Origin of the sequence: Pontibacillus salicampi, from assembly GCF_042434395.1 — a bacterium.
In the GTDB taxonomy this organism is placed as follows: Bacteria; Bacillota; Bacilli; order Bacillales; family BH030062; genus Pontibacillus; species Pontibacillus salicampi.
Genome location: NZ_JBHLTP010000003.1, coordinates 860379 through 881914, shown reverse-complemented (window position 1 = coordinate 881914; position 21536 = coordinate 860379). Strand labels below are relative to the sequence as shown.

Sequence of the window (21536 nt, the reverse complement as noted above, 5' to 3'; positions counted from 1 at the left end):
ATCCTCGCTTTCTTTAATACAACCAAGAATGATCATTTTTGTCATAGCTTAGTACTTCTTCTTGTTGGAAGAAAAGTCCGATTTCCCTTTCGGCACTTTCTGGGGAATCAGATCCATGAACTACGTTTTTACCTACGGTTAACCCATAGTCACCGCGAATTGTACCAGGCATAGCTTCAGAAGGATTGGTTTTCCCCATCATTTGTCTTGCATTTGCGATAACGTTGTCGCCTTCCCACACCATCGCGAACACAGGTCCACTTGTGATGAAATCTACCAATTCACCGAAGAAAGGTTTTTCCTTATGTTCACCGTAATGTTCTTCAGCAAGTGCAGTAGGAATGCTCATTAGCTTGGCACCAGCCAGCTTAAAGCCTTTTCTTTCGAATCTTGCAACAATGTCGCCTACTAAATTTCGTTGTACTCCATCAGGTTTTACCATAACAAACGTTTTTTCCATCTTTTCCACCTCAATAGTATGTAGATTGTGAAAGCGTTTAAATATGTTACCAAAGAAAATTCTATCAAAATATCAAAAAAGTAGCAAACGGTTTTATGATTTCCGTTTGCCTATATATTTTGCTATATTTTTTAAGGTTTGTTTTTCTTTTTGTGATGGTAAAACTTCAAGAGCTTTGAATGCCTTCTCTAGATAGCGATCACTTAACGCTAAAGAGGCTTCAATAGCACCCGTCTGTTTGATACGGTTAATGATAATATCCATCGTTTCTTTTAATGGGGTCTCATGCTCTAGCGCCGCTAACTGCTCCTCTAATAAATACTTGTCCTCCCGCATTGCATACAAGACCGGAAGGGTAATATTCCCTTGCATCACATCACTACCGGCTGGCTTCCCTAATTCCTCTTCTGTAGCTGTAAAATCCAGAACATCATCAATGATTTGATAACTCATTCCTACATAGTAACCATACTTAAACAAAGCACGTTCTATCTCAGGTGATACATTAGCAGCTACAGCACCTAATCTACAGCTGACCGCTATCAATAAGGCCGTCTTCCTCTGGATCCGCCTTAAATAGGTACGCAAGTTCTGATCCCAATTGAACTTATCCTTTATTTGCTCGATTTCCCCAATACATAGCTCTACAATAGTTTCAGATAAGATTTGGTGTGCTCTTGGTTTTTCTAAATTAGATAAGTATTCTAATGCTCTTGCAAATATGTAATCACCAGTGTACATTGCAATACGATTATCCCATTTTGATTTAATCGTCGGCTGGCCTCTTCTAATTTCTGCATCATCAATTACGTCATCATGGACGAGGGAGGCCATGTGGATAAGTTCAAGGGAAACGGCGGCATGCTTCATCCGATCAATATCATAATCTCCAAACTTTCCTGACAATAAAACAAAAACAGGACGAATACGCTTTCCCCCTGCTTGCAGCAATTGAGTGGAAGCTTCCCTTAACACAGGGTGTTCAGCCTGAATTGTTTCGTTGAGTGCCTGCTCTATTTTGTTAATATCATTTTTTAAAAACGGATACATCATTGCTAGTTTCATTCGGGTCACCTTTTAATAAATTTATCACTCATTATTGCTCAGGTTTTTCACCCATATGCATTGCGGCTACGCCACCTGTATAGCTTTTCACCTCTACCTGCTGTAAGCCGGCTTCCATAAACATTTCCGTTAGTTTATCTCTTGAGGGGAAATCTTTTGCTGATTCATATAACCAGGCGTATTCATCATAGCTTTTAGCAAATAATCTACCAAAAGCAGGCATTATAAATCGAAAATAAAAGTAATACGCTTGTCGAAACCCGAGAGCAGTAGGCTGTGAGGTTTCCAGGCAAACTACTTTTCCTCCTGGTTTTACGACCCTAGCCATTTCTTTCAACACCTGCATATAATCAGGGACATTTCGCAGTCCGAAGCCAATGGTTACAAAATCGAAGGAATGATCGTCATAGGGAAGCTGCATCGCATCACCGTGCACAAATTCCGTATTCGCTAATCGCAATTCTTGTTTCTTCTTTCTCCCTACTGAAAGCATATTCTGGCTAAAGTCCAGCCCTACTACCTGCCCCTGGCTGCCTACTGCATCTGATAACGCTAATGTCCAATCCCCGGTTCCGCAGCAGACGTCCAAGGCAGAATCCCCTGTCGTTACTTGCATACGTTTCATTACATCTTTACGCCACGCCTTATGACGCTGAAAGGAAATGATGGAGTTCATCACATCATATCGGTTATATATTTTTTCGAAAACGTGATGTACTCGTTCAGATTTAGATTGTTGAACCATACTTAACCTTCTTCCACTACTTGTTGTTGATTCATGTAAAAAGAATGATAGAGATGTTGTTGTAAGTATTCCCGTAACACACTAAAATTCTGAGGCAGCTGCTTCACGGATTCTTCCACACGTAGAAGGTGCTTTCGAATCATCTTGTCCAGGGCTCTAAGCACTTGTCCCCCATTCACTTGTACATAGGAACTCTTCATTAAGACTTCAATTATCGGAGCGGTTTCCCTTAAATGATACCGCTTATTCTCATAGTCCAATCGCATAGCTAACAGCCAGTCTCCCAGCACATCATCTATACCTGGCTTTTTCATAAATTCAGCTACTCTTTGGATAAGCAGAGACTCTACTTTTTTAAGCCCTTCCATGACCTCTGTAAATGTGTTGAAATCATGGTTGTAAATCTTCATCTTTAATTCATTTATTTCTTTAATAGCCGAAGCCAATGTCTGAATCATTGGAATGTCTTCAAGCTTGGATAGAAGATAATAATATAAGCCACTATAGTAGTCCCCGGCAAGAACGGTTAATTGCCTTTTCTTCTCCGCCTCTGGCTCTTCCTGCTCTCCAGAAATCGTAACCAGTTCATGAGTGTCCAGCGCGATTTGTACTAACATGGTTGTTATAATATACTGCTTTTGCTTTTCTTCTGGAAACTCGGATTGTTTCAGAAGTGCCGCTAAAAACATTAGCTTGTCTTCACTAATGACTGGATTAGGTATGAATTTGGCTAAATAAGGATGTCGAATTTGGTCTTCTATGGAAGCTTTTAATTCTTCAATATTCATATGGTTATATGTCAAAGCCATCACCTTAAGCCTTTCCGAGCCGTATAACGGCTAACTCACTCACCATTATAGCATACGACTTGCTTATGAAACATTTATTGATATGTATAGGTTGCCCATTTGACCCATTTTCTAATATTGTATATGGAATATATATCATTAATAGATAAAAAAGAAAAAGCAGAGAGATTACTCTGCCTCATCGGTATACATTTCCCCGTGACTTGTTTGGATTAATGCTTTTCCTCTTACTTTCACAGCAGAAGTATGTTCTGTAAACTGAGCAATCATTACTTCTCCAGTGTCTAGCTTCTCTGAGTGGTGGAAACGAGTATCAGTACCCCTCGTCAACCCAATAACATTTACCCCATCTTGCAAAGCTTTAATCACGAAAAAATCTCCACTTTTACCGTTACTCATGAAGATCCCCCTATTATTTTGCTTATTTTACTATCTCGTACATTTAAGCCTATGTCAATTCATAACAAGCCTTGTGAAGCAATTCAGCCGTTATGAACTTACATAAGGTGAAATGTAGCTTTCTCCTACCTCTTGATTGGAAAAGAAGGCTGACCCATGAAATGGAGTCAGCCTTGGGGGTTAGCCCGCTATGTAAAACAATTATTTTACAGAGTCTTTAAGGGCTTTACCTGGTTTAAATGCTGGCACTTTGCTAGCAGAGATTTCAATCTCTTCACCAGTTTGTGGGTTACGGCCTTTACGAGCAGCACGCTCACGTACTTCGAAGTTACCGAAACCAATCAGTTGTACTTTATCACCTTGTTGTAGTGATTCAGAGATAGATTCGAATACTGCATCTACTGCTTGTGTAGCATCTTTTTTAGAAAGATCACTTTTCTCTGCAACTGCATTGATTAGATCTGTCTTATTCATGCTATTCACCTCCTCCCAGGGACGGTTGTTCCATGATAGAACAAATTATAAGATTACCTACATTTGTTCACATTTTCATGTCAAAATATACATCAAATCACCAAGAAAACTTGATGACAAGCCTTATATTAAACGATGATCGTGGAGAATTCAATAATAACAGTGAAGATTCTTTGCTCAAAATGCGGTAACAGCGGGTTTTGAGCATCCTTTCAGAGCTCATTCCCCTAAGGCAACCGTCCTCTACAATGGTTGATTTGGCGGGCTTTAGAGCATTTTTCCAGCTCTTTCTACTTTGGGAAAACGATGGACGTTACAGGAAGCAAAATTTTTTTTGTAAATTATACGTAAAAACCCTTATTTCACGCGACTTCATCGTGAAATAAGGGTGATGGAAAGACATTAGATGGAATAAAAACGATATTTTTTCCAGACAAATACTATGTTCAAAAAGAAGAGCGGTGGGCCATCCTTTATAAAATGATGGCAATTAATCCTCCGCTGCCTTCGTTAATAATTCGTTCTAATGTGTCCTTCAGCTTATACCTGGCATTCTCTGGCATTAACGATAATTTAGCGCTTATCCCCTCACGTACAATGGAGCTTAAAGAGCGTCCGAAGATGTCTGAATTCCAAATAGAAAGTGGATCCTCTTCAAAATCTTGCATGAGGTATCTTACCAGTTCCTCACTTTGCTTCTCTGTTCCGATAATAGGAGCAAATTCAGATTCGACGTCTACTTTTACCATATGAATAGAAGGTGCAACAGCTTTTAATCGGACACCAAACCTAGAGCCTTGACGAATAATCTCTGGTTCATCGAGGAACATATCCTCTAGAGCAGGCGCCGCTATGCCATACCCAGTTTGTTTCACCATTTGCAGTGCATCAGAAATTTGATCATATTCTCTCTTCGCATGGGCGAAATCCTGCATTAATTGTAATAGATGATCTTTTCCTCTTATTTCTTCGCCGACAATTTCCTTCAATATTTGGTCATACAAGTAATCAGGGGCTTGCAGGTCAATTTCTGCTACTCCCTCTCCCATTTCCATACCTGCAAGTTGAGCCCGGTCTATATAATCATAGTCAGAAAACTGTCCGACAACGCGATCTACGTCTCTCAGACGTTTAATGTCCTTCACTGTGTCCTGGATTGCATCCTGGTAATTCTTGCGTAACCAGTGTCCTTCCTTCAGAACCATAACCCAGCTTGGTAGATTCACATTCACCTCAAGAACTGGAAATTCATACAACGCTTCTCGAAGGACATTGTACACATCACTCTCGCGCATACTTTCTACACTCATGGAAATGACAGGAATATCGTATTTCTCTTGAAGCTCCTGACGAAGTAATTCTGTTTCCTGACTGTGTGGGCGTACAGAGTTTATAATCATAATATATGGCTTGCCGACTTCTTTTAATTCTTCTACTACTCTTTCCTCTGCATCCACATAGTCATGTCTAGGTATTTCCCCTATCGTCCCATCTGTCGTAACCACTACACCAATCGTTGAGTGTTCTGTAATGACTTTTCTTGTTCCAATTTCTGCAGCATCATGAAACGGAATAGGCTCTTCATACCAAGGTGTATTAATCATACGAGGACCATCTTCATCCTCATACCCTTTCGCCCCATTCACTGTATAACCAACGCAGTCCACCACGCGGAAATTTACATCGAGACCTTCATCCACATGAACCTCTACAGCTTGATTTGGAACAAATTTTGGTTCCGTTGTCATTATGGTTCTTCCTGCTGCACTTTGCGGGAGTTCATCTTGAGCACGAGCTCTTTCCCCTTCGTCTTGGATGTTTGGTAATACCACTAGCTCCATGAACTTCTTAATAAATGTTGATTTTCCTGTTCGAACTGCTCCTACAACACCTAAATAAATATCTCCATCAGTTCTTTTTGAGATATCTTTGAAAATATCAACTCTTTCCAAGTGATCCCCTCCCGATCCTTAACTTCACCTGAATATACAAGACCCCATCGTTTTCAAATCCCTGACACTACAATTTATGACGTTGTCCTAGTGAATTATGACTTTATTTTATGAAAAGTAGGCTCTCTGTTTGATGAAGAATGAAATATAGAAAAAAGATACTAAGAGTTCCTCATAAACTACTTATGATAAAAAGCAGAAAAAAATGCTTCATTCCCTTAAATTGTTTGTCTCAAAGCTATTAACTTGCATACTATCTAATCGACGAGGTAAGGCTATTTGCTTCATGCCTCATCCAATAGTAAGGAAGCTATAGAGAACGGACGGGAAATACAGTGCTGCATAAACGATAGAACTTGCCCGACAACATGAGTAGGAATTCAGTACACAAAAGAAACTTAGAGTTTTCATGCACTCTAAGTTTCTCTAGTAGACGATATGGTATTGTACTCAGTTTCCTTCTTTCTCTTGAAGCCCTACAGAGAAGACAGGTTCTCCATCCTTCACTGTATATGGTAGGGAATGAGCTGGAACGATAGGGGAATTTTCTGCTAGTACATAGCGTATATCATCACCACTTGTATAAGAATGATCATACTGTTGTAAGTATTGATTCAAATCGGGACGATAATCTATATATAATTCTCCATTTCCATCTATTACGATTGGAAGATGATTTTGAGTATATGGACTCTTAATTTGAGGAGGTTCATCATACCCAAGTTCTTGATGATTGATGGAATACACATTTTCCCCAATCACTTCTCCAAATGGCGGGTATCGATGCTCATTCCGATAGGCAATTAACCGCATATTCACCTCTCTAAGCTTTTGTGTAACTCTTAAATCCATCACTTTTACGGTTGGGTTTTCTTCGGCATGGATGAGGACGTATTGATAAACCCCACCCTGTTCAAAAGAATTGCCAGGGGCTTCGGAAAGTATGTTCTCTTCCTTCAGTCTGCTAAAATCAACTGGATATTTTTGAAGCACTGGTGTATCTTGTTCCCTATTCTGTATAGGTAATTGATACGGATGCTTTTCTATAAATTGTTCAATTGCTGTCTGTATTGATTGCAATTGAACATCATTCGGCACTTGATTCTTGGACAGCTTCTCATCTGGATACAAACACCCTGAGAGAAAAAAAGCAGCAAGAATTAATGCCAAAATAGGCTTACGCGCCATGGGCAATTCCTCCATTTATCTTAAGATGTAGGTCCGCTAAAGACAATATAGAATATAATAATGCCGCCTGCAATTAAGAATATGTATGCGAGAAATGCGGCTATTCCTGCAAAAATCCCCTTCAGCTTATATCTGCTCAACAAAATTAAACCAACCGCTAAAAACATAAAGATGATTCCCGCAAAGGAAATATACATCTTCAACATACTTGTAGACATGTTGCCAACTCCTTTTGCCATTCACAATGATGATAGCTACATTATAGCACGAAGAAGTACCTCATCCCTTCCACGGATGCGACCATCGTCATTAGTGTCATAGATTCGTATTTTAATAGAGAGTTACCTTCCGTACCGATTAAGGGCTTACACGTCCTCTTAATCCAATTTCCATTGTAGCATGTCAGGAAAATTTTATAATAGGTTGTCCACCCGTTCAAGGCATAAACAAACGAAGCGCTACAAAAGAAATATCATAGTAGATACAAAGAAAAACCGAGGTGGTAGGGGCTTAACTCACCTCGGTTGACTAAATAGTACCCTGATAAAACAACTCTTGCGTGTTTTGCTGCTGCGATTTATTGTATGCATTCCTTGATACATCCGTATCCTCAAATGCCTATAAATGGTTATTTTTTGAACATTTTATTTAACTGACTCATATCCATATTATTTTCCGTAATCGCTTTGACGATTTTATCTTCCTTTTCCTTCGAAACAGGCTTACCAGCCAGTTTCGACAAGCGTTTCACCAGGTCTCTTACTGTTTGTTCATCTTTAAAGTTTGCGTTTTTAACAGAATCTGCAACTTTAAATATTTCATCCGGAGTTATATTTGCCTTCTTGTTTAGATGATCGAATGCCTTCTTTTGAAATCCGCTCACAGGTTTTCCTCCTTAATAATAAACTTTCAAGGATAGTATATGCGGAGTAACCTATTGCGTGAGCATTTACTGCATTACGAGGAATACTGGTCCCCTAAAATATTTGCAAGGTCTTCCATTTCATGACGTCTGCCCCTTGTCATCAACTGGTCAACTACTTCCTTAGGAGCAGCACCGTGGAACAGCAGTTGTTCGATTCCTTGTGTAATGGGCATTTCAATCTGTTGAGATTGGGATAGCTTATATGCTGCATTGGTCGTTCGAACGCCTTCGACAACCATACCCATGTGCTCCAAGACATCATGGAGGTCATAGCCTTTTCCAAGCATATTACCTGCTCTCCAATTCCTGCTATGCTGACTTGTACAGGTAACTATTAAATCTCCAACTCCTGTCAGACCAGCAAACGTAAGTGGATTTGCTCCCATAGAAGTGCCGAGGCGAGCAATTTCTGCTAATCCTCTAGTAATTAAAGCAGATTTTGCGTTATCACCATAACCAAGACCATCAGATATACCAGCACCTAATGCAATGATATTTTTCAGCGCACCACCCAGCTCAACACCGACCACATCTGGATTAGTGTACACTCGAAAATGTTCGTTGATAAATAGATCTTGTGCTATTTCTGCTTCTTTCATCGTATGGGAGGAAACGGTTACGGTTGTAGGTTGACGCAATCCAACCTCTTCAGCGTGGCTTGGACCACTTAGTACAACGATATCCTCATAAATATCGTCAGGCAGTTCTTCTTCCATCATCTCTGACACTCGCTTTAAAGAGTCCGGATCAATGCCTTTTGTAGCGTGAATGATTGTCACTTTATGAGATAATACCGACTTCATCTGTTGACACACTTCTCTAATGGCTTTCGTTGGAACCACAACTACAACAGCTGTAACATCTTGAAGTGCTGCTTCCATATCATTGTACGCTACAATGTTGGAAGGCAAGGAAACTTCCTGTAAATACTTTTCATTGTGGTGGGTTTCATTTATTTGCTGAGCCTGATCTTTTCGATGTGTCCATAATCGTACATCGTGATAATTATCAGCCAATACAACAGATAAGGCTGTTCCCCAGCTACCTGCACCAAGTACTGCTACGTTTGCCATAGAATCTCTCCCTTATTTACGCTGGCGAGCATAAATTTTGATTGGTGTCCCTTCAAAACCAAATGCCTCGCGTATTCGGTTCTCTAAAAATCGTTCATAGGAAAAGTGTAATAACTCAGGGTCATTAACAAATACAACAAAGGTAGGTGGCGCCACACCAATTTGTGTCATATAGAAAATCTTTAACTTCTTCCCTTTCAAAGAAGGCACAGGTTTCATGGCAAGGGCATCCATTAAAACTTCGTTCAGAACACTTGATTGAACTCGTTTCGTATGGTTCTCACTCGCCGTTAAAATTTCCGGAACAAGCGTATGCATTCGTTTCTTTGTCTTTGCTGAAAGATAAACGATTGGAGCGTAGTCTAAGAATTGGAATTGCTGCCTTACTTTCTCTTCAAATTCCTTCATTGTTTTCTCGGTTCGATCAATTGCATCCCATTTATTGACTACGATCACGACCGCACGCCCTGCCTCATGTGCATATCCGGCTATCTTTTTATCCTGTTCAATGATTCCTTCTTCAGCATCAATGACAACAAGGACTACATCTGACCGTTCTATCGCTTTCAATGCTCGCATGACACTATATCTTTCTAGAGTCTCATACACTTTTCCTCTTTTTCTCATTCCTGCTGTATCAATTATCACATAATCTCGTTCATCTTTTGTGAACGATGTATCAATGGCATCTCTCGTCGTTCCTTCGATATCACTAACGATTACCCGCTCTTCTCCTAAAATGGAGTTTACTAATGATGATTTTCCAACATTAGGACGGCCGATTAAACTAAAGTGAATGGTATCGTCCTCTTCTAGAGCGTCAGCACGCTCAGGGAAATGCTTCACAACCTCATCGAGCATATCTCCAAGACCAAGACCATGAGTACCCGAAATCGGAAATGGCTCGCCAAAACCTAAAGCATAGAACTCGTATATTTGGTCACGCATATCAGGATTATCTACTTTATTTACTGCAAGAACAACAGGTTTATTGGATTTATAAAGTATTTTGGCTACTTCTTCATCAGCACCTGTAATTCCTTCTCTTCCATTCACCATAAAGATAATAACATCCGCTTCATTTATTGCTACATCGGCTTGAGCGCGCATTTGAACCAATAACGGTTCATCCCCGAGCTCAATGCCTCCTGTATCAATAATATTAAACGCTGTATTTAACCATTCTGCCTCAGCATAAATGCGATCTCTTGTCACACCAGGGGTATCTTCTACAATGGAGATTCGTTCGCCTACAAGTCGGTTGAAAATGGTTGATTTCCCTACATTGGGTCTTCCGACTACAGCAACTACAGATTTACGCATGAAAGGTTCCCCCTAACTAATTGTCCAGTATTTTTTCTTCATATCTTATATTGTTGGCATGCCTAATCAAGGAAAAACCCCTCTTGTCAAGTAAGAAGGGTTTACTCTTAACTTTTTCATTTTAGCAAAACTGCCCATAACAAACAACGCTTTTCTCAAGCTTCACACTAAATATCATGCTAATGCTTCACAATTATATACAGTTCATCACTAAGGGCATGGCTTATTCCATCTAAAATCGCCTCCAGGTTGGCAGCAATTTGATTCATTTCTTCCTTCGTTTCACAAATAAAGATAGGTGCACCACCTTCTACGTTATGTCGGTTCATAGTAATGGCAGCAAGAACAGCCTTTTCGATGTTCAAGACATATGACCCTCCTCTTTATTTGGCTTGGATTCACTCGGCATCCTTATTGCATTCTCTAATACTGGGACAGCTCCTATAATTCTAATAGCTCGGTCCACATCTCTTTCCTGCGGTAGAATAAATACTCCAATTCGCCCATCATCTAAATCTCGTTTAATTAAAGGAACGAGTGCTGGGGTACCACTATCTCTAAAAACACCCATGGAAACGGAAACATCATGCAGAATAGCCTGACGCTGTCCTAAATTAGCTATCGTAGACCTGACATTAAAGTTCTTAGGGGAAACAACAAATCCCATACCATATTCCATGATTTCTTTTTGCCGTTCTGGTAAACCGATATTCATTATATATATGTTATCTACGTATAACCCTGCCCCATCAAAATGGGGCTTTACATATTCTATATCCACAATATCCTTCAGTGTATTACCGGTCATGAACTTACGAACAAAGTAGTAAGAAACTAATGCTACAGCAATCGCTGCCCAAATATTCCAAATTAAATAAAACATCGTAGCAAGAAAAGAGGAAAATATAACTAAATAATTTCTACCTTCAAACGCTATAGCTATCCCTTCAATGTAGGTATTTCCTCTAGGAACCAATTCGTATGCATCCAATTCGGTCAGCGTATTTCTCTCCATATTACGCACTTCCCGAAATTGGGAAGCTGCAATCGTTAAAAAAGTTACAGCAGTGAACTCCATTTCCATAATGGCTGGTACAGCAATTGCTCCTAAAAAAGCAGCAATAAACCCTAGGGACAAATGAATAACTTTCCCATGAAGATATGTAGGATATTGACGATAATCTGTTTTTAACATAATTAATCTTGCTATTACGCCAACAGCAACCCCAAATAATATTGGGTACACATACTCGTTCAAGGCTTAACCCCCACTTTTCTTTTGATTCGATGGGATACCATTCCCTCTAAACTCTCAATTATAAATGACCCTGTAGCCGCTATTGTGAAAAAGAGCAAAACAACGGCATATATGTCTAAGAACATTGGGTTTCCAATGATTTTCTCATAACCAAGTTCGTTTATGTACGTAGTAAACAGCGTTTCCCCAAACACAGCGCCTATTCCCCATATCCCAATTCTTGTCATCGTAAAGCGGGACATAAAATACACTAAAGCAAATGCAAGAAAGGATAACATCCATAGCCTGGGCCCAATAATCCAAATAGGACTAACAGACTCAAAGAATAATGCACCGCAATACGCAATTGCAACTGCCAACGACATACAAGCAGACACTATTTGTTTTTGAGACCTCGCCAATATAAGAAAGGAATAGCCAAATATAATGAGTGCAGACCCATTTATTGTATATTTTCCAACAGGAACGTCCAATCCAAAAGCGAGAATAGAAATCAATAGGAAAGCACTAATACTCAGCCTTTTCTTAGTACGTTGTACAAAGAAAGTATAAATTACCCATAATAGCCAATGAATATATAGAAAAATAACTCCATCCATGTTCCTCTCTCCTTATACTACTAACCATTATGGGCAAAGTAACAAATAATAATCATATAAAGATTAGCTTTTCCATCACAAAATAATACTAGGAGGGATTGTTAGCATGGGAAAAGACCGCCAACAAAAAAAACTAAAGCAAGAAAGAAGAGTAGAAAGTGACAGAAACACAGAAACACATCCTAAAGGGAGTTCGTACACAGAAGATACAAACAATAGCAACAACCGATTAAGCAAGTAATAGAGTACGCATTAAAAAGCCCTGAAGCATAAATGCTTCAGGGCTCTTTGCGTAGGATTAACGCTAGTTAAAGAGGATGAATAATACTATTCATCACCAATATTATTAAAAAGATGGCAGCCTTTGCTCTAGCCAAGATTTCGTTCTACCTGTAAAGATGTGAGGTTTCCCATCCAGCATATAGGTATCTTTAGCACCAAGTACCATCATAGCGATTTGGAATTCGTGATGTATATGATCAATTTCGGCAATGAGTGTTTCGATGTCATCCTTCATCAGGATGCGAAGCAAATGACCAGCCATGCCAAATCCTTTAGCACCTAACACAAATGCTTTAGCTCCATCTAATCCGTTCCGCATGCCTCCAGATGCTAACACATGGGCCTCTGGAAAAACAGACTTTACTTCTTTAACTGAAATAGCCGTTGGGATTCCCCATTGATTAAATGATTCAAACGGCTGCTTCCGACGTTTATTCTCCACCTTGGAAAAATTAGTACCGCCTTGACCTGCCACATCAATATAGGATACACCTACGTTCTTCAACTGCCTTGCAGTTTCCATTGAAATGCCAAATCCTACTTCCTTAATGATTACAGGAATCTCCATATTTTCTACGATTTCTTCAATCTGACGCAAGCGTCCACTAAAATCCCGATCTCCCTCTGGCATAATTAGTTCTTGCAAGACATTGAGATGGATTTGCAAGGCATCAGCCTTCAGCATGTCCACAGCCTCTTTGGCTTGATCCAGTGTAGCTTCACTGCCAATGTTGGCAAATATAATACCGTCGGGGTTCTCTTCTCGGACAATTTCATAGCTTCTTCTTTCTTTAGCATCTTTTAAAGCAGACATTTGTGAACCGACTGCTAAAGCAATGCCAGTCTCCTTTGCTGCAATAGCCAGTTCGCGATTGATGGATTCTGTCTTTTCTCCACCTCCACCAGTCATTGCGTTGACAAAAAGAGGCGAACTTAAAGTAAGTTCGCCTAATTGAGTCTGCAAAGAGATGTCATCCCAATGGATATCGGTTAAGCTTTGATGAATAATTTCCATCTCGTCAAAGCTATTCATCCCTAAATCCTCACGGGATAATGCATGTCTAATATGTTCTAGCTTTCGTTTTGAACGACTCAATTGTATCACCAAATATTATTATTTTAATTTGTTCAGCTTATCTCCAATAACATCACCTAAAGAAAATCCACCTTCGTCATCATTGCCTCTAGTGTATTGCTCAACTTCAGCACGGCTTTGATCTTCTTCTAATTCTTTAATGCTTAAGGAAATTCGCTTCTCATCTTCATTAACGTCCAATACTTTAACTTTCACTGTTTGGTTCTCTTCTAGTACTTCTTGCGGGGAACCAATATGACGCTTAGATATTTGAGAAATATGAACAAGTCCTTCCACACCAGGAAGAAGTTCGATGAAAGCACCAAAGTTTACAAGACGTCTCACTGTGCCTTCTAGGACATCACCTTGGCGAATTTTATCCTCAATCTGATCCCAAGGACCAGGCAATGTATCTTTCAAGGAAAGAGAAATACGTTCGTTGTCACGATCCACAGAAAGGACCTTGACATTTATATGCTGTCCTTCTTCTACTACATCTGCAGCCTTTTCTACATGCTCATGAGCCAATTGCGAAATATGAACAAGTCCGTCCATACCTCCGATGTCTACAAACGCACCAAAGTCCGTAATACGTTGTACAACACCCTCTAATACTTGTCCTGGCTCTAAGCCTTGTAATAGGGATTGCTTACGTGCTTCGTTTTCATCCTCTACTACTGCACTATGAGAAAGAATGACACGGTTCTGTTCTCGGTCTAGTTCAACTACTTTCAGCTTTAATGTTTTACCTTTGTAGTCGTTAAAGTCTTCTACATAATAAGTTTCTACTAATGAAGCAGGGATGAATCCACGAAGTCCTACATCTACAACAAGACCGCCTTTAACAATATCATTCACTTCGGCCTCAAATACTTCGCCTACTTCAAGTTTATGCTCAAGGTCTTCCCATGCTGTTTCTGCATCTACAGCGCGTTTGGATAGTACGATTTCTTCATCGTCCATCTTTTTCACCTTCAGTTGAAGCTCGTCCCCTTCATTAACAATGTCTGATGCTTTTTCCACGTGAAGGTTTGATAACTCGCTAATCGGAACAATGCCTTCCACCTTGTAACCGATATCGACAAGCACTTGCTTTTCTTCTACTTTCACTACTTTCCCAGTAAGTACATCCCCTACGGAAACGTTTGGCATTTCTGACATTTCTTGATTCATTTCATCCATTTACAAGACCTCCTTCAGTTCCACCACAACCAGCCATAAATTTATCCTTTGTTCTAACTTCTAATATTTATGGCTATTTGTCAAGCAACAAAATGTAAAGATTACTGATTTTCATCTAATAGAAATTGTATCTCTTTCATGATAACATCTGTTACTTCTTGGGAGGAAGCCTTACGCTCTCTTAAATCTTTCATTTCTATAGGAGCTCCATACACAACGCGCAAAGGTTCCTTAGATTTGTACGTACCAATAATCGCACAAGGTACAACGGATGCTTCTGATCGCAAGGCGAAAAAGCCTGCCCCTGCCAGCCCTTTTCCTAATTTTCCATCTTTGCTTCTAGTACCTTCCGGGAATAAGCCGAGCGTTTCATTATCATTTAGCACGTCTAATGCTCTCCGTAAGGCCTGGCGGTCTTTCATCCCACGCTTTACCGGGAAGGCATGAACTCTACGTAATAGCCCTCCAAGAAATTTATTCTTAAACAGCTCTTCTTTAGCCATAAAATACACATCTCTCTTCATGGTAATCCCCACTACCACTGGGTCCATATTAGAAATGTGATTAGAACAAACTATAAGTGGACCATTAGCTGGGATATTCTCTTTACCTTCCACTTTTATTTTATACTTTGGATAGAAGATAGCTGCACAGACTGATCTGGCAAAATGATATAGCCCCATCGACTCACCCTCACTTTTCTTTCTGTTCTACTGCTTGTAATATTTTATCAGCGACTTGTTCAATACTTAAGGCGGTGGTATCAATTTCTATCGCGTCATCTGCTTTTAAAAGCGGAGACACTTCCCGTTCCGAATCAATCTTATCTCTCTTTCGTATATCTTCTTTTATTTGTTCTAAATCGGAAGCAAAGCCTTGCTCTACATTTTCTTTATGTCTTCTTTCTGCTCTCTCCTCAACAGAGGCCATGAGAAATATCTTCACTTCCGCATCAGGTATAACGTGTGTACCGATATCACGCCCATCCATTACGACTCCTCTTTTAGCAGCAAGATCTTGCTGCTGTTTTACCATCTCTTTTCGCACTTTCCTGTGTTCAGCTACATAGGAAACTTGTTTTGTTACTTCATGGCTACGAATAGCATGGGAAACATCCTGCCCATCTAGAAAAACTAGCTGTCCATGCTCTGATTGCTGAAGCTCTATAGTGGTATTTTCTAAAAGTGCTGTTACCGCTTCTTCTTCCTTAACATTTACTCCTTGTTGGAGTGCCTTGTAAGTTAAAGCTCTATACATAGCTCCTGTATCAATATAAACATAGGATAATGTATTGGCTACTATTTTCGCTACTGTACTTTTACCAGCGGCTGCTGGTCCATCGATTGCAATTGCTAACTCTTGTTTCAACTTAAATCCCTCTTTTATTGTTCAATATTTACTCACTTATTACCTTCCGAAACCGTCAAGCTAATATTAAGTTTATTCAAAAAAATTGTAAAGACAATGGAAGGTTCCCTGTTCACAAAACGAAACAAGCAGGCTAGTCTGCTTGTTTCGTTTACGCTCTTCTATGCTTCAAAATGATAACACATCCGGAATAAACCGGTCTATTGTTTCTATGATATTTCCGTTTACATTTTTCTGTACACCAAGGTACTCATACAATGGCTGCACATACAAGGCAGCATCGGTATGCAAAAGCATCCATTGCGTTACCATTAACAGGAAGGCATGAAACCCTATAAGAATCACAAGCCATCGTTCCATTCGTTTCACTGAGCATCTACCTTTTTTATAGCTAGTATAGCCCTTGGAATTTTATCTATTCTTATAGTACTCCTCGTTGTCTAAGCAATAATTGCTGCTGGAAGCAATAACGGATAATGGATTGCCTGTCCCGTTCTTCCATTGCCTTAAATTCTACTGAGATTTTGTCTGTATCTCTCTCTTTTTCTTTCCACACTCGTATCACTTTGGCATCCGTCTTAATATATTCGGTATCTCCAGACATAATGGGAAGAACGAGCCAGGTTTCTACAATCTGATTGTCCTTGAGACCATGGTTAATAGGTGGGATTATGGCGGCTCCTCCACCACTGATATCTGCCGTTGTTCCTGTAAAGGGAAGAAATTGCTGATCTTTACTATGAATGCTAATGTCTACAGCTGTTTCTACACGAACATATTTCCTTCTTTGCACGCGCAACACTTCATCTTTTACAGGCAATGGAAGAACAAGTACAGGAATAGTTAATTTCTTTCTTCCTCTTATCTCTGTTTCAAATTCATATACGGATTGGTCCTGGGCAATGTAGGTTACTTTAAATTGAGTTCCTTCCATAAAAAAACCTACCCGATTCGTGTTCTTGTTAACTGGGTAATCAATATATAAAGCACTATCGTCTCTTTCCACAATTTTCGAACGATAGATATCAACAGGAACATCTTCCTCTTTCCCATGCTTCAGTTCTAAAGTAATAGTTGCACCAATATGTAACAAACTTCCCCACTCCCTTGCGTATATATGCATATACCTTATTATGTCAAAAAACAAGGAAAAGAGAAAGACATTTTTGTCTCTCTCTAGGAATTTTGTCCGAATTTCATTTCCGAACTCTTGAGCCTTTCGACCCTTTCTTCTGTTCCGTCCTCAGCATTGATAAATATCCTGTAGGTCGTATTATCTATAGTCCCTAAATATTCATAACATAATACTTCTTCGTTCATATCGTTTTCTATTATTGCCATATGCTGTTCCTGAATCTTCACATCCGGGTTCACGTAATCTCTTGCGTCTTTTTCGCTAATTCCAGTTGGAGGGATAACTCTCTTCTCGTGGTTCATTAAGAAATCACGAGCCGATAAGCCTAAAATGTCTCCATTATCAAGAGCTACTTTTACTTGAATGGAATCAGGGTACACGCGAACATTGTCCTGTACAAACATAAAGCTATAAATTCCTATCTTATCGTATTGGCTGCTTTGAAAGGATTGCATACCCTCATACTCATATTTTTCCAAGAATGCCTTAGCTTTTTGCAAACCCTCGTGTAAGCCGATTTTTCTTTCCTTCACTTTTCGGTCAACCATTATATCAATAGGGTGACCACCTTTTACCGTAAGATCCATGTACCCATTTTTACCATCCCCATTATAAGACATCGTGTACGTAGGGATTTCTGCACCTTTACCGCTTTTCGTCAAGGTTACTTTGGCCCCTTCAGGGACTTCAAAAATGTCTTTAGATTTCTTCCTTGCTTCTTCTTCGTTGAGCTCATTTCCTTTTACAAAACGAAATTCGTGATTTTTTTGAGAACTAGTAAAGGTCGGCCCTAAATTCCCTTCGGAATATCCTTCTACATTCTTCTCTACCGTTTTAAATCCATCAATAATTTTATTGTCGCCTTTATCCTCACTTGCAAGGGCTAGCTGAACATCCATCCATCGTAGATTATCATTTAACACCATGTATTGAACTTTCCTCAATTCATTCTTGATGCTACCTGATTGTTCATATAGCTTTTGTAGTGTAGACACTTCTTCATCTGATAATGGCTTTTTGCTTAAATCCCTAACAGCCGTTTTATAGCTGAATTCTCCTATACTAGACAGAAAATCTTCTGTCTTATTAAAGGGCATCAAGGAAAGAGGGAGCTGCCCTACATCGTTATGAGCTTCTGAGGTAAGTCTCCAAATTTCAACTAATTGGGGCGATAGCTGCTTTTGAGAATTCATTGCTAAAACTGTCCCCATTTTATCGTGGAGCAGTTCCATTTGATAAGATAAATCATGAAATGCTCTTTGATAAGAGTTCTCTGCCTGGACGAGAATAGCATTCTTTTCCTGGTGTTCTTGATAACCCCATGCAGCAGTACCTGTAATACCTAACGCTAATACAGCGATTAGTATCCAACGAAACATGCCTTCACTTCCTTTCTCTTACTTGGCAAATATATGCTTCCCAATCTTTTTAATTTGAGGTCTGCTCCAAATCCAGTCTGATGTAGCGGTATTTGGATTAAAGTAATAGATAGCATTTCCAGATGGATCCCACCCATTGAGAGCATCCAGTACTGCTTCCTTAGCCTTTTCATTTGGTGTAAGCCAAATTTGTCCATCTGCAACAGCCGTAAAAGCTCTTGGTTCGAAAATGACTCCAGACACTGAATTTGGAAAGCTTGTATTCTCGACTCGATTCAGGATAACTGCCGCAACTGCTACTTGACCAACATACGGCTCTCCACGAGCTTCGCCATACACAGCGTTCGCCATCAGCTGTATATCGTTCTGGGAATATCCTGAAGGAACGTTGACTGCTGTCGCTCCTCCTCCAGCTCCTCCCTGATTTTCTTGCCCTCCTTGCTGAGGCTTTTGCTGCGCTTTATTCTGCTGTCCTCCACCCTTTGATTGAGTTTCCTTGGGAACTCCTCCATAATAAGTAAAGTCCTTGCCTGACCGTATTTGCTTCTTGATATATTGAGCGTCATACTTAGATGCTTTCACTAGCTTTTGCTTTGTTTCTTCGCCTAGCAAGCCATCAATTTCCATACCAAATTCGTATTGGAAATTCCGTAACGCCCAATAAGTACCCCAACCAAACACACCATCAATATCACTATTATAAAAACCTAGATACTGTAGTCTTGCCTGTAGCTCAATAACGTCATCACCAGTAGCACCATGCTGCACTACCTGATTACTAAATGCGTGCACTTCCTTATCATGAGTAGAAGGAATAGAAACACAGATAACCAGTATAAACATAACGATTGAAATGGATCGTATTAATCTCATTGCCGCTCCTCCTGCAAATGGAATATCTTAAATGTCTCCTCTAGTTTCTGAAACTGTACCGGTTTTATACATGGTTACCAAAAACGACATAGAAAAAGGCAACCTACTTGGAAGTAGATTGCCGTTAAGCCTCTTTCTTATTCTGTTTAATGGAAATGACATCAGCTGTAACCTGATTGGCCAGCTTAACTTTCCGAAGCGCCATAAACCAAAGCCCTATCATAAATGGAACTAATATAAACAACCAGCTAGTCTGCCATACCTCCAATACGAAATCATATGATCCATGAACGATGATGGGAATAATGAGTGCTACACTCAATATTTTGAATTGATCTCTAGGGGGGCCGACTTTTGCTTTTCCCATATAATATCCCATTAGTACGCCAATGAGTGCGTGGAAAGAAACAGGGAAAAATGCACGATAAAATGCAAAGGAGATACCTTTTGCAAGCAGATATAGTATATTTTCTACCGTAGCAAAGCCAAGGCTGATGGAAACACCGTACACAATGCCATCATAATGACCGTCAAATGATGTATGTTTGTAAATGGCATACAAAAAAATAAACCATTTAAAGAACTCCTCTAAAGTAGCTGCCGTTACAAAGGAGGAGAGAAATGGCGACTGCATAAGCCCTTCCTCTTGAAAGGCATATTGGATAAACATAATCGGAAATACTAGTAATGCTCCAAGAATAAACATTCGAAAAACCATGGAAAAGGGTTCCGGTTCAAAGCGGTCTTTTAAATAAAAAAATGCCAAAAGCGCAAATCCTGGTGCTACAGCTGCTGATAGTATAGCAATCATACCGGCCTCTCCCCTTCCATTACAATCTATTTCATCGTATCATGAACATATTGGAAAGAAAATACTAATTTATACTGCAGGTGATGGAGATGAAAAAGGTACTAATTATACATACAGGTGGAACTATTTCCATGAAGGAAAATAAAAATACTGGTGAGGTGAACACAGAAGGAGAACACCCTTTAGAGGAAATGGTCCCTTCTTTGTCCAGTATAGCAAAAATACAAGATGAAGTTTTATTTCATATCCCCTCTCCTCATATGACCCCTAGTCATATGCTCCAATTAGGCTCTCGTATACACGAGAAGCTTGCTCAGGAGGATTTTGATGGAGTGGTGGTCACACATGGTACAGACACGTTGGAGGAAACAGCATATTTCTTGGATCTATATGTACAAACAAGGAAACCTGTCGTTGTGACAGGGGCTATGCGCTCGATTAATGAGATTGGTTCAGACGGTTTATATAATTTGATTACGTCCATTCGGGTAGCCTGCTCTGATGAAGCGCAGGATAAAGGGGTATTAGTAGTCATGAATGACGAAATTCATACTGCTAAAAACGTGACGAAAACATCCACAAGTAATGTAGCCACTTTTCAAAGTCCACAATACGGACCGATTGGTATCGCGACTAAACGGGGAATATTCTTTCATCATACGTTAACAAAGCATGAATCCTATCCAATCCAAGCTGTTACCAATAATGTCGTATTGCTCAAAATGTACGCAGGAATGGATGCTGCCCTTCTAAGGGCTATTCAGCAAACCCAGTTGGACGGTTTGGTAATTGAAGCACTAGGACAGGGCAATATCCCTCCATCACTTGTTGATCCACTACGGGAGATTGTAGATAACGGTGTTCCAGTAGTATTAGTTTCCCGATGCTATCAAGGCATCGTTCAGGATGTGTACAGTTATAATGGTGGCGGGGCACAGTTAAAAGACATGGGAATAATCTTTGCCAATGGTCTTACCGGGCCTAAAGCAAGAATTAAACTAATGATAGCTCTGGAACTAACCAAAAACAAGCATGACCTGGTAGCCATGTTTGCATAACGCCACACGGATAAGACGAAATCCTATATTTTTAGGATTTCGTCATTTTTTATCTAGAAATGAATCAAAAAAATAACCGTCCAAGGTTATTACCCTGAACGAT

General features: G+C 39.8%; 26 protein-coding genes. 2 read left to right on the top strand and 24 right to left on the bottom strand.

Going from position 1 to position 21536, the window contains the following annotated elements; all coding sequences use genetic code 11:
- Positions 1–13: 13 nt before the first annotated feature.
- From ndk to ACFFGV_RS05920, 15 genes are all read right to left on the bottom strand, one after another.
- On the bottom strand, positions 14–460 hold the full coding sequence (ndk, locus tag ACFFGV_RS05990; protein ID WP_377345693.1) for a nucleoside-diphosphate kinase: 447 nt from the start codon (positions 458–460) through the stop codon (positions 14–16).
- Between the two features lie 93 nt (positions 461–553).
- Positions 554–1525: a heptaprenyl diphosphate synthase component II gene (gene hepT, locus ACFFGV_RS05985; RefSeq protein ID WP_377345692.1), complete on the bottom strand. Its 972-nt coding sequence runs from the start codon at positions 1523–1525 to the stop codon at positions 554–556.
- Positions 1526–1556: 31 nt separating this feature from the next.
- Positions 1557–2270 carry a demethylmenaquinone methyltransferase gene (locus tag ACFFGV_RS05980; protein ID WP_377345691.1) on the bottom strand — a complete coding sequence of 238 codons (714 nt, stop codon included), beginning with the start codon at positions 2268–2270 and terminating at the stop codon, positions 1557–1559.
- A gap of 2 nt (positions 2271–2272) precedes the next feature.
- Positions 2273–3079: a heptaprenyl diphosphate synthase component 1 gene (locus tag ACFFGV_RS05975; RefSeq protein ID WP_377345877.1), complete on the bottom strand. Its 807-nt coding sequence runs from the start codon at positions 3077–3079 to the stop codon at positions 2273–2275.
- 168 nt (positions 3080–3247) lie between these two features.
- The gene (gene mtrB, locus ACFFGV_RS05970; RefSeq protein ID WP_377345690.1) at positions 3248–3478 is read right to left on the bottom strand and encodes a trp RNA-binding attenuation protein MtrB; all 231 of its coding nucleotides are present in this window, start codon (positions 3476–3478) and stop codon (positions 3248–3250) included.
- 201 nt (positions 3479–3679) lie between these two features.
- Positions 3680–3952 carry a non-specific DNA-binding protein Hbs gene (hbs, locus tag ACFFGV_RS05965; RefSeq protein ID WP_377345689.1) on the bottom strand — a complete coding sequence of 91 codons (273 nt, stop codon included), beginning with the start codon at positions 3950–3952 and terminating at the stop codon, positions 3680–3682.
- 473 nt (positions 3953–4425) lie between these two features.
- Complete coding sequence (spoIVA, locus tag ACFFGV_RS05960; protein WP_377345688.1) at positions 4426–5904, bottom strand: stage IV sporulation protein A; 1479 nt, start codon at positions 5902–5904, stop codon at positions 4426–4428.
- Positions 5905–6354: 450 nt separating this feature from the next.
- On the bottom strand, positions 6355–7092 hold the full coding sequence (locus ACFFGV_RS05955; protein ID WP_377345687.1) for a YphF family lipoprotein: 738 nt from the start codon (positions 7090–7092) through the stop codon (positions 6355–6357).
- 20 nt (positions 7093–7112) lie between these two features.
- Positions 7113–7310 (bottom strand): DUF2768 domain-containing protein, encoded by a 198-nt coding sequence (locus tag ACFFGV_RS05950; RefSeq protein ID WP_377345686.1) that lies wholly within the window; start codon positions 7308–7310, stop codon positions 7113–7115.
- Between the two features lie 410 nt (positions 7311–7720).
- The gene (locus ACFFGV_RS05945) at positions 7721–7975 is read right to left on the bottom strand and encodes a stage VI sporulation protein F (RefSeq protein ID WP_377345685.1); all 255 of its coding nucleotides are present in this window, start codon (positions 7973–7975) and stop codon (positions 7721–7723) included.
- A gap of 74 nt (positions 7976–8049) precedes the next feature.
- Entirely contained in the window at positions 8050–9090 is a 1041-nt protein-coding gene (locus ACFFGV_RS05940; RefSeq protein WP_377345684.1) for an NAD(P)H-dependent glycerol-3-phosphate dehydrogenase, read from the bottom strand.
- Between the two features lie 12 nt (positions 9091–9102).
- Positions 9103–10413, bottom strand: coding sequence for a ribosome biogenesis GTPase Der (der, locus tag ACFFGV_RS05935; protein WP_377345682.1), 1311 nt, complete (start codon positions 10411–10413; stop codon positions 9103–9105).
- Positions 10414–10592: 179 nt separating this feature from the next.
- Positions 10593–10778: a capping complex subunit for YIEGIA gene (locus tag ACFFGV_RS05930; protein ID WP_377345681.1), complete on the bottom strand. Its 186-nt coding sequence runs from the start codon at positions 10776–10778 to the stop codon at positions 10593–10595.
- Positions 10775–11671 carry a YIEGIA family protein gene (locus ACFFGV_RS05925; protein WP_377345679.1) on the bottom strand — a complete coding sequence of 299 codons (897 nt, stop codon included), beginning with the start codon at positions 11669–11671 and terminating at the stop codon, positions 10775–10777. Before ACFFGV_RS05925 ends, ACFFGV_RS05930 begins: the two co-directional genes overlap by 4 nt.
- Positions 11668–12270, bottom strand: coding sequence for a YphA family membrane protein (locus tag ACFFGV_RS05920; RefSeq protein WP_377345678.1), 603 nt, complete (start codon positions 12268–12270; stop codon positions 11668–11670). The genes ACFFGV_RS05925 and ACFFGV_RS05920 overlap by 4 nt, the downstream gene beginning before the upstream one ends.
- 106 nt (positions 12271–12376) lie before the next feature.
- On the opposite strand from ACFFGV_RS05920, the gene ACFFGV_RS05915 reads away from it, so the two are divergent.
- The gene (locus tag ACFFGV_RS05915) at positions 12377–12511 is read left to right on the top strand and encodes a YpzI family protein (RefSeq protein WP_377345676.1); all 135 of its coding nucleotides are present in this window, start codon (positions 12377–12379) and stop codon (positions 12509–12511) included.
- Between the two features lie 105 nt (positions 12512–12616).
- Here ACFFGV_RS05915 and fni read toward each other — a convergent pair whose 3' ends face one another.
- The 9 genes from fni to prsW form a co-directional block, all read right to left on the bottom strand.
- Positions 12617–13657, bottom strand: coding sequence for a type 2 isopentenyl-diphosphate Delta-isomerase (gene fni / locus ACFFGV_RS05910; RefSeq protein ID WP_377345675.1), 1041 nt, complete (start codon positions 13655–13657; stop codon positions 12617–12619).
- Positions 13658–13666: 9 nt separating this feature from the next.
- Positions 13667–14809: a 30S ribosomal protein S1 gene (rpsA, locus tag ACFFGV_RS05905; protein WP_377345674.1), complete on the bottom strand. Its 1143-nt coding sequence runs from the start codon at positions 14807–14809 to the stop codon at positions 13667–13669.
- 101 nt (positions 14810–14910) lie between these two features.
- Positions 14911–15492 (bottom strand): lysophospholipid acyltransferase family protein, encoded by a 582-nt coding sequence (locus tag ACFFGV_RS05900; protein ID WP_377345673.1) that lies wholly within the window; start codon positions 15490–15492, stop codon positions 14911–14913.
- A 10-nt stretch (positions 15493–15502) separates the two neighbouring features.
- Positions 15503–16177 (bottom strand): (d)CMP kinase, encoded by a 675-nt coding sequence (gene cmk / locus ACFFGV_RS05895; RefSeq protein ID WP_377345672.1) that lies wholly within the window; start codon positions 16175–16177, stop codon positions 15503–15505.
- Positions 16178–16345: 168 nt separating this feature from the next.
- Positions 16346–16537, bottom strand: a complete 192-nt coding sequence (locus tag ACFFGV_RS05890; protein WP_377345876.1) for a DUF5359 family protein — start codon at positions 16535–16537, stop codon at positions 16346–16348.
- Positions 16538–16598: 61 nt separating this feature from the next.
- On the bottom strand, positions 16599–17270 hold the full coding sequence (locus ACFFGV_RS05885) for a flagellar brake protein (RefSeq protein ID WP_377345670.1): 672 nt from the start codon (positions 17268–17270) through the stop codon (positions 16599–16601).
- 83 nt (positions 17271–17353) lie between these two features.
- Entirely contained in the window at positions 17354–18691 is a 1338-nt protein-coding gene (ypeB, locus tag ACFFGV_RS05880; RefSeq protein ID WP_377345669.1) for a germination protein YpeB, read from the bottom strand.
- An 18-nt stretch (positions 18692–18709) separates the two neighbouring features.
- Positions 18710–19564, bottom strand: a complete 855-nt coding sequence (gene sleB / locus ACFFGV_RS05875) for a spore cortex-lytic enzyme (RefSeq protein WP_377345668.1) — start codon at positions 19562–19564, stop codon at positions 18710–18712.
- A 124-nt stretch (positions 19565–19688) separates the two neighbouring features.
- Complete coding sequence (gene prsW, locus ACFFGV_RS05870; RefSeq protein ID WP_377345667.1) at positions 19689–20375, bottom strand: glutamic-type intramembrane protease PrsW; 687 nt, start codon at positions 20373–20375, stop codon at positions 19689–19691.
- 89 nt (positions 20376–20464) lie between these two features.
- Here prsW and ACFFGV_RS05865 point away from each other — a divergent pair, with 89 nt between their 5' ends.
- On the top strand, positions 20465–21433 hold the full coding sequence (locus tag ACFFGV_RS05865; protein ID WP_377345665.1) for an asparaginase: 969 nt from the start codon (positions 20465–20467) through the stop codon (positions 21431–21433).
- The last annotated feature ends 103 nt before the right edge of the window (positions 21434–21536 follow it).